Genomic DNA, 12,480 nt, shown 5'->3' with positions numbered 1-12,480 from the left:
CTCCTGCCAGGAGGGTGAATTGAGGAAGTGTTCGAACGCTTCCGTCCGAATCACGCTAGAATGTCGCCACCCAACTTCACTTCACCGGCCAAAAAACTTCACCCTCCCTCTGGGAGGGTCGAGCGAAGCGAGGGGAGGGGACTCGCACGGAGCCATTCCTGAATGTCCCACGACCACGCATGCAATCGCCGCAAGAACAGCACTCGATCCGAAGGCTTGCTCTGGTCAATCCTTCGCGGGCAACAAGTTTGCGGACTCAAGTTTCGTCGCGAACATTCCATTGCACCTTGGATCGTTGACTTTGCGTGCCTCGCGAAATCACTTGTCGTTGAGATTGATGGTGGCTACCACGATGCGACGATCGAGCGCGACATGCGTCGGCAGCGCGACTTGGAATCACGCGGGTGGCAGGTCTTGAGGTTCACGGATGAGGAAGTCGAAAACGATGCCGAAGCTGTTGCTCGTGCAATTGTCGCAGCGATAGGGATGGAGTATTCGTTTCAGCCGAGGTTGAAGACGGGCAGCGGAGCGCGGAATGTCCACGCGAAGAAACCCAAACCGAAGTGATCTTCAGTTGAGAGGTTTGCTGGAAGGTTGGTGCAGGTGGCTGATTGGTAGAAGGGATTGGAAAGTTGAGAAGTTTGGGGGCGCGGCTGGTTTGGTGTGGCACTGTTCGACCTCCCCTCGCTTCGCTCGACCCTCCTGCCAGGAGGGTGAAATGGCTTTGGCGGACGCCCAAGCCTGGGACACTTCACGTTGCTATATTGCGGTGCAATAGGATTGGCGGCGGGGCGGCGGAATGTGCTTGGGCATGGTTGGAGAGAGGATGAATATGGTGAAACGACTTCGTGTACGCTTCAGCAAGTGGGCGTTTGGTTTGCGAATCGGATATGCCTTCGCAATCCTTGGATGCTTTTTGGGGGCTGGGGCGAAGGTTTCGGCAGAGACCGATGTAGAAATGCAACCGCCGCATATCGTGCACATCATTGCGGATGACTTGGGGTGGAATGATGTTGGGTTTCATGGCAGTGATATTCGCACGCCCAACATCGATCGGCTGGCCCGTGAGTCGGTGGTGCTCGATCGGTTTTACGTGACCCCCATTTGCTCGCCGACTCGTGCGGGAGTGCTGACCGGTTTGTACCCGTTTCGTTTTGGAATCTGGGGCGGTGTGGTCTCGCCGACCAAGAAGCACGGTCTGCCGTCGGAGCTTGAAACGACACCGGAACATTTGGCGAAGCTGGGCTACGATCATCGGGCGATGTTTGGCAAGTGGCACTTGGGGCTGGCTTCAACTTTGTTTCATCCGCTGCGTCATGGGATGACGGAGTTTTATGGGCACTACAACGGTGCGATCGACTACTTCAGTCGAGAGCGTTTCGGCCAATTGGATTGGCATCGCAATCACGACAGTGTGCACGAAGAGGGTTACTCGACTGAATTGGTGGGCAACGCGGTTGTGGATTTCATCGATCGACATGCTGGGCAGCAACCGCTGTATGCCTACGTTGCCTTCAACGCTCCGCACTCGCCGCTTCAAGCCTTGCGGTCAGATTTGGACGATTACGGATTTGATCCCACCGGCAAGCTCGCGCCAAACACGGATCGCAAGATTGCCAAACGCGAAAATGCGTTGGAATATGGCAAGCGTGGGAAGGGCAATTCGATTCGTCAAACGTTCGCGGCGATGACGACTGCGATGGATCGACAGATCGGCCGAATCTTGGACGCGATCGATCGGAACGGGATGAGAGAAAACACGTTGGTTGTCTTTCACAGTGACAACGGAGCGGATCCGAAACACGGTGGGAGCAATGAACCTCTTCGCGGGAACAAGTTCACGACTTGGGAGGGCGGCGTTCGAGTTGTGGCGACGATGCGTTGGCCTCGCGAATTTCCGGCGGGCGTCACCTATGAGTCCGTGGCCAGCTATGTCGATTTGTTGCCAACCATGGTGGCCGCCGCCGGTGGACAACCGCCCGAGCGGACCGACGGCGTGAATCTGTTGCCGTTCCTGTCAGGAAAAGCTGCCCCGCCGGAGCGAACGATGTTGCTCGATGGAGAAACGGTGGTCTCGGACCGTTGGAAGTTGAAAGCGGGTGAGTTGTTTGATTTGAAGAACGACCCGAATGAAACCACTCCGGTGGAACTGGCTGAAAAGAATGTGCGAAGTCGGCTGGATCGAGCGTTGCAACGATACCCCTCGCTGGTCGGCCCCGCCGTGGAATCTCAACTACCCGATCCAGAAGTCTGGCCGCCTCGAGAATGGAAGCTGCCCGAAGAAGAGCCGGCCGCCCATTGAAATCGAAATCCCCAACGGTGATGGAAGTCCCGTTCGGGATGAATTGCGGGGATGTCCAGATGAAATCGCTTGCGGGATCGTCCCGTGATTTGACTGGCGAATTTCAAACAGTGACACTGGGGTGCAGGCGGGAAGGCGTCGCCGCCGCTTCGGCGACGTGAATATGAGCCACGAGTCTTTTTTACAACTTGAAGTACAACATGAACCAAGCCGTCTCGATGCCCTCTCAAATTTTGGTCCGTTGGACCTTGCTGCTCGCCTGCGTTGCGGGCGTATCCAACTTGTTGTCGACCAAGGTCTCGGCCGAAGAGTCGGTTGCGAAGGAAGCCACCGCGTCGCGTCCCAACATTGTGTTGATCGTTGCGGATGATTTGGGCTACAGCGAACTGGGGTGCTATGGGCAAACCAAGATTCGGACGCCACGGTTGGATCAGTTGGCCGCGGAAGGGATCAAGCTGACGAACTTCTATTCCGGCAACGCGGTGTGCGCACCGAGTCGTTGTTGTTTGATGACGGGCAAGCATCCCGGTCACGCCTATGTTCGCAACAACGGTGATCCCAAGATTGATCCGGCGGTTCGAGAGGAACTGAAGCTAGAATTTCCCGGCCAGTACCCGCTTCCTGTCGACGAAGTCACAATCGCAGAATACTTGAAGTCGGTGGGCTATCGAACGGGCGCGTTCGGCAAATGGGGACTGGGGCACTTTGGAACCACGGGCGATCCCAACGAGCAAGGCTTTGATCTGTTCTACGGTTTCAATTGCCAACGCCACGCTCACAATCACTACCCCAAATTTTTGTGGCGCAACCGAGTCAAAGAGGTTCAGCCCGGCAACGATCGCACGTTGCATGGTGAGACCTATTCGCAGGATCAGTTTGTCAACGAAGCGTGTGAGTTCATTCGCCAAAGCGTCGCCGAAGACACAACCCAGCCGTTCTTCGCTTACCTTCCGTTCGCGGTGCCACACCTTTCGATTCAAGTTCCTGAAGAAGAGGTCGATGCCTACGAAGGTGTGATCGAAGAGGCAGACTATGAACATCACGGCTATTTAAAACACCCACGACCACGTGCGGGCTATGCCGCGATGGTGACTCGCATGGACGAAGGCGTGGGCCAAATCGTGGACCTGATTGATTCGATGGGTTTGGGCGAAAACACGTTGATTCTGTTCACCTCGGACAACGGTCCCACCTATGACCGCTTGGGCGGATCGGACAGCGACTACTTCGATTCCGCGTCGGGCATGAAGGGTTTGAAGGGGCAACTCGATGAAGGCGGGATTCGCGTGCCCATGATTGCTCGCCAAACCGGCGTGGTGCCAGCCGGACGAACTTCAGATTGGATTGGTGCGTGGTGGGATTTCTTGCCGACGATCACAGACGCCGCTGGGGTCGACGTGGATGCGAACGAGACGGATGGTATTTCGTTCCTGCCATTGCTTCATGGTGACGACGCCGCACAGCGGGACCATGAATTCCTGTATTGGGAATTTCCTGGTTACAGCGGTCAGCAAGCGGTCCGAATGGGCAAGTGGAAAGCGATCCGCAAAGACCTTTCCAAGCGACTGAAGAAAGGGCAGGCCGAACCGCCCGCGTTTGCTCTGTATGACTTGTCGAAGGACTTGGCCGAGTCGACCGATGTGAGTGAATCGTATCCCGATGTGATGGCCAAGATTGAAGCGATCGCGAAACAACAACACGTTCCTAGCGAACAATTCCCCCTTAGGGCGCTCGACTGATGCGTGACACGTTGGCAGAGATTCGTTTGCACCTGAAAGATCATCCTTGGTTGATATCGATGATCTTTCATACCGCCGCGTTGCTGGTGATGGGGCTGTGGGTCTTTCCCGACTGGATGGATCGCGAGGGACAATTGATCACCGCGAGTTTCGCGGATTTGGGTGAGCAGGACGCGGCATTCTCTTTGATGCCGATCGCGTCGCTCGAAATGCCGGATTTGGGTGATTTGGAATTTGAAGAGGAGCCCGTTGATACATCATCGACGTCGGAGTTGACGGAAGTCGACCTGCCTGAGTTGATGCCAGCCTTGGAAGGTTTGCAGGACTCTTCGTTGGAGATGTTGCAATCGACGCCGGAGACCCGATTGGCGTCGATTCGAAAGATGATGGCGGAAACTGGTGGCTCGCCGACTGAAAGAATGGTCTCAACGACACAGCAAATCGGTTCGGCCGATGGCATTGAATCGGCGACCCAGTCCATTGAACACGCGATTCGCGGTGAGCTGAAGCAGGGCGACACGTTGGTGGTTTGGTTGCTAGATGCTTCAATCAGCTTGCAGCTCAACCGCGGTAGGATGGCCCGACGAATCCGCGAATTCTATGACGAGATCGGCGCGTTGTCTCGTCCAGACACATCGGATGGAATCGAACGACATCGATTGTTCAGCAGCGTCGTTGCGTTTGGTAGAGGGATCAAAGAGGTTTCGCCTCCGTCGCTGGTCGGTGTCAATGCGATTGATGCCATGACGCGAGTTCCCGTTGATTCGAGTGGCATCGAGAACACGATGACCGCGGTCGACAATGTGCTGAACCATTATCGTCATAAAACGAAACGCAAAGAGCGATTGATGGTGGTGTTGTTGACGGATGAGTCCGGCGACGATGTTCAAAAGCTGGAGTACACCATCGCGAACTGTCGCGAAGCCAAAGCGGTGGTGCATGTTCTGGGACCGACCGCGGTGATGGGAATGCAAAAGGGATTGCAGCGATGGACGTCTGACAAGCGAGGCGGTGGGGAGTTCTTTCTGACGGTTGATCGAGGTCCCGAGTCGGCGGTGCCGCAACGAATCTTTTTGCCGTACTGGCATGAGGCGGACGTTGAGTTGCAATTGGTGAAGGTTCAACCCGTGGCGGCTTTGCCGTCGTATGGAACCGCCTATCGCGAACGCGTGTTGTCAGGTTTCGGTCCCTACGGATTGACGCGGTTGGCGTTGCAAACCGGAGGGACTTTCACACTCTATGACGATGGCGTGTCGGATCAGTACGACGTTGAAAAGCTGCGGCAGTACATGCCGAGCTATCGTTCCGAAACGGATGTTCGGATGTCGGCTCGTGATAGCTTGCTGCGGTCGTTTGTGGTGCAGGCCGCGGATTTGACGATGCGAGAGAAAGAGCGATTCGCCGCGCCTCGGATGTTGTTCATGGGCCAGCGGTCTGCGATCAATCCAATGCAGTTCACCGCGAGGTATCTGACGCCTTCTGATTTCCGAACTCAATTTGGCAACCGGTTGAAAAGGGAACGTTCGAAAAGCGAAGATGCGCTGGAGTCGCTCGATGCTTTGTTGTCGGGATCCAACACCCACAATTGGCAAGAGTTGCTTCGCGAGGAGGAGACCGAGCGTTGGCGAGCCGCGTTCGTTTTGGCTCGGGGAAGAACGTTGGCGGCGATGGCTCGGTATCACGAATACATTGCGGCGTGTGAATCGGCGAGCGAATTTGTTCAGCCTGATACGAACATGGTGAACTTCATGCCTTCGTATCGAATGAGCACATCGCGAGGCGCGGCGTTGGCTGAGCAGGCGACTCAGATGTTGAACGAATGTGCCGACCAACATCGTGGCACGCCATGGGCTGATCTTGCCAATTGGGAATTGGAGAAGCCGTTTGGAATTGAAGTGCAAGCTCGATCGATCCCCAAGCCCACACCGCGGGTTGGCGTGCCACGAATGCCGATGACTCGATCCGGTGGCGGATCGGGGATGTCGGTCCCTTCGCTGTAGTCGCACTCGATCAATGGATGGCGGGTTCTTCGCCCGGCGAACGACCGGCGAGGAAATCGAAGTCGCATCCTTGGTCGGCTTGCGTGACATGTTTCGCGTAGAGCTTCATGTAACCGCGAGCGGGTTCGGGGGCAACGCCCGGTTGGTTCGCTTTGCGGCGAGCCAATTCGTCATCGTCGATGTGCCAGTGGATCGAACGTTCCGGTACATTGATTTCGATCTCGTCACCCGTTTCGACCAGAGACAATGGTCCGCCCGCGGCGCTTTCCGGAGCGATGTGCAGCACGCAGGTTCCGTAGCTGGTCCCGCTCATCCGCGCGTCGCTCATGCGGACCATGTCGGTGACACCTGATTGCAAAAGCTTCTTTGGAATCGGCAACATTCCCCATTCAGGAAAACCGGGGGCGCCGAGTGGACCGGCCGAACGAAGAATCAACACGCTGTTTTCATCGACGTCCAACTCGGGGTCGTTGATCCGTTCTTTCATCTCTGGGTAGTTGTTGAACACGACCGCTTTGCCGCGGTGGTGCAGCAACTTTTTGCTGGCGGCGATGGACTTGATCACGCAGCCGGACGGAGCCAAGTTGCCACGCAGCAGACAGACGCCTCCCGCCGGAGATACCGGATTTTCGCGAGTCCGGATGACTTCGTTGTCGTAGACTTCGGCATCTTCGATTTGTTCGCCGAGAGTTGATCCCGCGACGGTTTTGCAATCCAAGTTCAGGAGGTCTCGAAGACGTTGCAGCAAGGCGGGCAAACCGCCGGCTTCGAAGAAGTCTTGCATGAGGAAACGACCGCCGGGACGCAGGTCACCGAGAACGGGCGTTTGCCGAGAGAGTTCGTCGAATCGATCGAGTGTGAGTGTTTCGCCGAGTCGGCCCGCGATGGCGATCAAGTGAACAATCGCGTTGGTGCTGCCGCCGATCGCCAAAGACGTTGTCAGTCCATTGTCGATGCTGCGAGAGGTGAAGAACTTGCTGGGTTTGAGTTGCTCCCACGCCATGTCGACGGCGCGGCGACCTGTTGCGACGGCGAGTCGCGAATGGTCGGCCATCACGGCGGGAATGGTGGCTGCGGATGGAAGTGTCCAACCCATCGCTTCGGCGACGCAGGCCATCGTGCTGGCCGTTCCCATCGTCATGCAAGTGCCGGCTGACGCGGCGATGCAGTTTTCGACTTGGTTCCAATCTCGATCGCAAAGGTTGCCGGCGAGGCGTTGGTCCCAATACTTCCAAGCATCGCTGCCGCTGCCCAAAGTTTGGTCTTTCCAGCGAGCTCGCAACATCGCACCGGCGGGCAGGAAGAGGCTGGGGATGTCGGCGCTGATCGCACCCATCAACATGGCGGGCACGGTTTTGTCGCATCCGCCCATCAACACCGCAGCGTCGATCGGATGGCATCGCAGAACTTCTTCGACTTCCATCGCGAGCAAGTTGCGATAGAGCATCGTTGTGGGCTTCATCATCATTTCGCCCAGCGACATCACAGGCACTTCGACGGGGAAACCACCTGATTGCAAAATGCCGCGGCGAACTTCATCGGCTCGATCACGAAAATGCGAGTGACATGTGTTCAACTCACTCCACGTATTTAAAATCGCGACGACCGGACGGTCGCGATAGTCAATGTCGTCGAAACCCATTCCTTTCAATCGAGAACGGTGCCCAAAGGAACGCAAGTCGTCTCGGCCGAACCAACGATGAGATCGCAATTGGGTTGGGTCACGGTCGGGAGAAAGATTCATGGCAATAGACGGATCGAAGAGGAAGGAATCAAACGTTAGGATAGGGCCAAGCTTTTGGGCGAGGGGCAAGACGTCCAAAGTGGATTGCCGGACAGATTACCGGCAATGATTGTCGCCGTGTGCAAGAGGGGCTACGCCATGACTGATTCGTTTCGAATTGTTTCTGTTCAAATTGGAGCTTGCCGGTCTTTTCTCAAAGATGGCGATCCAGATCGACCCTGGATTTCTGCGATTGAGAAAAATGTTGTGGCCGGACCCGTTCTAACTTCTGAGCTGGGACTCGAAGGAGATGAACAAGCAGACAAAGTTCATCACGGCGGAATCGACAAGGCAGTTTTGGGCTACTGCGAGTCACATTATTCTTTTTGGGAAAAAGAATTTTCTGAGACCAAATGGGGCTCCGGTGCGTTTGGTGAAAACCTGACGCTTTCTGGAATGCTCGAATCAGAAGTCTGTATTGGCGACGTTTTTGAGTGCCAATCTGCGAATGCTGATGGTTTGCGCTTGCAAGTTTCACAGCCACGAGAGCCGTGTTGGAAGTTGTCTCAGCGTTGGGGCCTCCCTAAGTTAGCGGTGCGAGTACAGGCAACGCGGCGGACCGGATGGTACATGCGGGTATTGCATAGTGGGAAAGTGCAGGCCGGCCAAACGTTGAAATTGATTCAGCGGCCCCACCCTGAGTTCACCGTCGATGTGGCCAACAACATCTTGTTTGCAAAACCTCGCGACGCGATGGCGGATCTACGGTTGGCTGGATGCCAGAGTTTGTCAGAAGCTTGGAAAGAAAACTTGATTCGCCGGAGTGCTAAACATGTCTCTTGAACCCCTGTCCGATGGATCGACCGCCAAATCGCTGCCGGAGTCGACGGAGGATTCGTCCGGCCCGGTGATCGATACGAAGTATCTGCGCCGATTGATGCACGACCTGAGTGCGCCGACGCGACACGTGGCGTTCTTTTCAGGGTTCGTCGACGAAGCTTTGACGGAGCCCTTGGATTTGGACGATGCACGCCGTTCGTTGCAAACGGTTCGCACAGCCGCCGAACGTATGCAGCAACTGACCCAAATGGTGACGTTGCACATGAAGTGTCTGGAGTTGTTGCATTCGACGTCGAGTGATCCCAGTCAACGATATGGAGCCGACGAATACAGTGTTGCCACCATGGTCGCGGACGTGTGGCAAAAGATCGGCGGTGATGTCGCCACGTTGACGGTGCAAGGTGACACGAAGACGTGCGTGCAGCGTGATTTGATGGAGATCCCATTGACTCAACTGCTTCGCAATGCATTGATGTTCAACTCGGAGTCAAGGCCGCTCCAGGTGGTCGTCGCGATCAGCAAAACGGATGAGATGACATCGGTTGCCATTCAGGACAACGGTGTTGGGTTTGACACTCGGTATGCAGAAAGGATCTGCGAACCGTTCGAGTGTTTAGGAACGGGGAAAGACCGACGCGACGGAGCCGGATTGGGATTGACCGTGGCGTCGTTGGTGATCGATGCGTTGTCCGGATCGCTACGAATGGAATCGGACGGGCAATCGGGAACCAAGGTGAGCATCAGCTGGCCACACCATTGCAAGAAAAGCGTCTCCGACGTCGAATGATGGCTTCTATTGACCGCCCGAGAAGCCTTTGTTCGAATCGTTCCCATGGACAATTCCGCCGTTGCCGCCGTCTTCGAAGAGCTCGCTGAGCTGCTCGAGTTTCGGGGTGAAAACCCATTCCGTATTCGCGCCTACCAAAACGGTGCTCGCGCGATTCGCGACCTCGATGAACCGATCGCGAATTTGGCGGCTGATCCCGAACGAGATCTCTCGAAACTGCCCGGGATTGGCAAAACAATTGCGGAAAAGACCAAGGTTTTGCTCGAAACCGGATCGCTTCCTCAATTGGAGGAACTCCGTGAAGCGGTGCCGGAAGTCGTCATTCAAATGTCTCGAATTCCGGGGCTGGGGGCGAAAAAAGCCAGCAAGCTTCGCGAAGAGTTGGGTATTGAATCGCTGGAAGATTTGGCCGCCGCGTGCCGCGAAGGCCGAGTCGCCAGTTTGAAAGGATTTGCCAAAAAAACCGAGGCCGCGATTCTGGACGGGATGGCGATTGCGAAAGCCGCGTCGGAACGGATCTATTGGTCGAAGGCGGACGAGTTGACGCGTGAGATCGGCGGGCACATGCAGGCGTGTGATGCGATCGAACAAATGGAATGGGCGGGCAGCTATCGAAGAGGTCGCGACACGGTCGGCGATTTGGATTTGCTGGCGGTCGCGTCGGACCGAGAAGCAGCGATGGATCACTTGGCGAATTTTCCTGGCTTGGTTTCCATCATCGGACGTGGTGACACGAAGATGTCGATCCGAGTTGGCAAAGCATTCCAAGTCGACATGCGTTTGGTCGACGCGGAGGAATTTGGCGCCGCTCTGCAGTACTTCACGGGCAGTCAAGCACACAACATTCACGTGCGGCGAATCGCGAAGGATCATGGGTTCAAAATCAACGAGTACGGTGTCTTCAAGCTCGACGATGAATCTCGCGTTGCCGGTGCGACGGAAGAGGATGTCTACCAGTCGATCGGTTTGCCATGGATTGCACCGGAGTTGCGTGAAGATCGAAACGAATTCGAATGGGCCAAATCGGACTCCTTGCCAAATCTGATCGACACCGATGACGTGCTGGGCGACTTGCACATGCACACGTCGGCGACGGATGGCCAGAACACGATTGCCGAAATGGCCGACGCGGCGATCGAGCGAGGTTTGAAATACATCGCAATCACTGATCACAGCAAACGCGTGACGATGGCGGGCGGATTGGATTCGGAGCGTTTGCTGAAGCAATGGGAGATCATCGACGAGATTCGTCCGCAGTACGAAGGCCGTTTGGTGATCCTGAAAGGTATCGAGTGCGACATCCTCGAGGCCGGCGGGATGGATTTGCCCGACGAGGTTTTGGAACAGGGCGATTGGATTCTCGGTAGTGTTCACTATGGCCAGAAACAGCCACGCGATCAGATCACGGATCGAATTCTGGGAGCGATCGAAAACCCGCATGTTGATTGCATCGCTCACCCGACCGGTCGAATTTTGAATCGCCGCGAGGCTTACGATGTGGACATGGATGCGGTGATGCAAGCGGCGAAAGAGAACAACAAGTTCTTGGAACTGAACGCGAATCCCGCTCGTTTAGATTTGAACGATGTTCACTTGTCGGCCGCGAAGAAACGTGGCATTCCGATCGTGATCAACACTGACGCGCACGTCACCGATGGTTTGTGGGTGATGCGGTATGGTATTCGGCAAGCTCGTCGTGGTGGGCTGACAGCAGCGGATGTTGCCAACACGTTGTCCTACGAAGCGTTCGCGAAAAAGTTGGCCGAAGTTGGCAGCTGAAACAATCTTGTCGCACCGCGGATTGTCCGGCGGTGGAAATTCCCTTCAACCATTCATTGAATTCTCATGGCAAACCTGACCATCGTCGCACACATCACCGCGAAAGAAGACCAAGTCGAAATCGTCAAAAGCGAATTGTTGAAGCTGATTCCACCGACGCTGAAAGAAGAAGGCTGCGTCAACTACGACTTGCACCAGGACAACGAAAATCCGGTTCATTTCATGTTCTACGAGAACTGGGAAACTCGCGAATTGTGGCAGCAACACTCCGCCGGTCAGCCGCTCAAAGATTTTGGTGCGGCAACCGAAGGAGCTTTGGAAGGCATCCAAATTCATGAGATGACGCAGATCGTCTGACCGCCCGTTTGCGATTCCAAGCGGCGCAAATTGAGTTCGTTGGCTGGTTCTGCGGAGGGGATTTTTATCGGCCGAGATCTGGTCTATTAGGCGAATCTCAAAGGCTCTTCATCCGTACGGATCACATCAATGCTTCACGAACCGTCTGACAGTGCAGCGTTTCCTCGATTGACCGAGGAAGAATTGGCTTGTTTGGAAGACATCGGAACGGTTCGTCGATTCTCCGATGGCGAACAGTTGTTTGACCTCGGCGAAATGGACTATTCGTTTTTCGCGGTCAAATCGGGGGCGGTACGCATCCTGGATCATTCGCACGGCGAACCTCGTGAGGTCGCCCTCCACGAAGCCAATTCGTTCGCCGGCGATGTCGACTTGCTCACCGGGCGTCCGGCCGTGATCAGTGCCGTTGCCAAAGGTGACTGTGAAACGATCGAGGTGACCGCGTGTCGAATTCGACGCATGCTGGGTGAGATCCCAACGTTGAGCGACAAATTGCTCGATGCGTTTCAACTCCGCCGTGCGCGATTGGAATCGTCTGGATTTTTGGGCATTCGTCTGGCTGGATCGAGTCATTCGAAAGAGACGATGCACTTGCAAGAGTTCTTTTACAAGAACAAGGTTCCGCACACGCTGTTTGACACGGACACCGATGCGGGCCAGAAGTTGCTGCGAGAGTGGGGCGTCACAGAGAAGGACACTCCGGTTTTGGGATGCGGCAAGCGTGTCGTTTGCAAACCATCGCTCGCCGATGTCGCCGAGTGTTTGGGGATTTGTCGAGACATTCCTGATGAGCTCTACGATGTGTTGATCGTTGGCGCGGGGCCGGCTGGTTTGGCCGCCGCGGTTTACGGAGCATCCGAGGGTTTGCAAACATTGGTCGTCGATCGAATGGGGCCGGGCGGCCAAGCGGGACAAAGTTCGCGAATTGAAAACTACATGGGGTTTCCGTCGGG

The 12,480-nt window shown here is 55.7% G+C and carries 10 protein-coding genes; 9 read left to right on the top strand and 1 reads right to left on the bottom strand.

The window, feature by feature from the left end; genetic code table 11:
- Nucleotides 1–162: 162 nt before the first annotated feature.
- The 4 genes from RE6C_RS26285 (at nt 163) to RE6C_RS26265 (ending at nt 6,041) form a co-directional block, all read left to right on the top strand.
- The gene (locus RE6C_RS26285) at nt 163–567 is read left to right on the top strand and encodes an endonuclease domain-containing protein (protein ID WP_008661557.1); all 405 of its coding nucleotides are present in this window, start codon (nt 163–165) and stop codon (nt 565–567) included.
- 265 nt (nt 568–832) lie between these two features.
- Nucleotides 833–2,302: an arylsulfatase B gene (locus RE6C_RS26280; protein WP_008661556.1), complete on the top strand. Its 1,470-nt coding sequence runs from the start codon at nt 833–835 to the stop codon at nt 2,300–2,302.
- A 200-nt stretch (nt 2,303–2,502) separates the two neighbouring features.
- Nucleotides 2,503–4,041 (top strand): arylsulfatase, encoded by a 1,539-nt coding sequence (locus RE6C_RS26270; protein WP_173401836.1) that lies wholly within the window; start codon nt 2,503–2,505, stop codon nt 4,039–4,041.
- The gene (locus tag RE6C_RS26265) at nt 4,041–6,041 is read left to right on the top strand and encodes a vWA domain-containing protein (RefSeq protein ID WP_008661552.1); all 2,001 of its coding nucleotides are present in this window, start codon (nt 4,041–4,043) and stop codon (nt 6,039–6,041) included. The genes RE6C_RS26270 and RE6C_RS26265 overlap by 1 nt, the downstream gene beginning before the upstream one ends.
- A gap of 10 nt (nt 6,042–6,051) precedes the next feature.
- Here the strand turns inward: RE6C_RS26265 and RE6C_RS26260 are convergent, their stop codons facing one another.
- Entirely contained in the window at nt 6,052–7,785 is a 1,734-nt protein-coding gene (locus RE6C_RS26260) for an IlvD/Edd family dehydratase (protein WP_008661549.1), read from the bottom strand.
- Between the two features lie 138 nt (nt 7,786–7,923).
- Here RE6C_RS26260 and RE6C_RS26255 point away from each other — a divergent pair, with 138 nt between their 5' ends.
- From RE6C_RS26255 to RE6C_RS26235, 5 genes are all read left to right on the top strand, one after another.
- Nucleotides 7,924–8,607, top strand: a complete 684-nt coding sequence (locus RE6C_RS26255) for an MOSC domain-containing protein (RefSeq protein ID WP_008661547.1) — start codon at nt 7,924–7,926, stop codon at nt 8,605–8,607.
- Nucleotides 8,597–9,391, top strand: a complete 795-nt coding sequence (locus RE6C_RS26250; RefSeq protein ID WP_008661546.1) for an ATP-binding protein — start codon at nt 8,597–8,599, stop codon at nt 9,389–9,391. The genes RE6C_RS26255 and RE6C_RS26250 overlap by 11 nt, the downstream gene beginning before the upstream one ends.
- Nucleotides 9,392–9,436: 45 nt before the next feature.
- Nucleotides 9,437–11,170, top strand: coding sequence for a DNA polymerase/3'-5' exonuclease PolX (gene polX, locus RE6C_RS26245; protein ID WP_236618538.1), 1,734 nt, complete (start codon nt 9,437–9,439; stop codon nt 11,168–11,170).
- Nucleotides 11,171–11,236: 66 nt separating this feature from the next.
- Nucleotides 11,237–11,527, top strand: coding sequence for a putative quinol monooxygenase (locus tag RE6C_RS26240; RefSeq protein ID WP_008661544.1), 291 nt, complete (start codon nt 11,237–11,239; stop codon nt 11,525–11,527).
- Between the two features lie 129 nt (nt 11,528–11,656).
- Nucleotides 11,657–12,480, top strand: an 824-nt coding sequence (locus RE6C_RS26235; RefSeq protein ID WP_039963518.1) for a Crp/Fnr family transcriptional regulator, incomplete at its 3' end; no start/stop codon positions are given.

Origin of the sequence: Rhodopirellula europaea 6C (assembly GCF_000338295.1) — a bacterium.
Taxonomy (GTDB): domain Bacteria; phylum Planctomycetota; class Planctomycetia; order Pirellulales; family Pirellulaceae; genus Rhodopirellula; species Rhodopirellula europaea.
This window is presented reverse-complemented; position numbering and strand designations above follow the sequence as displayed.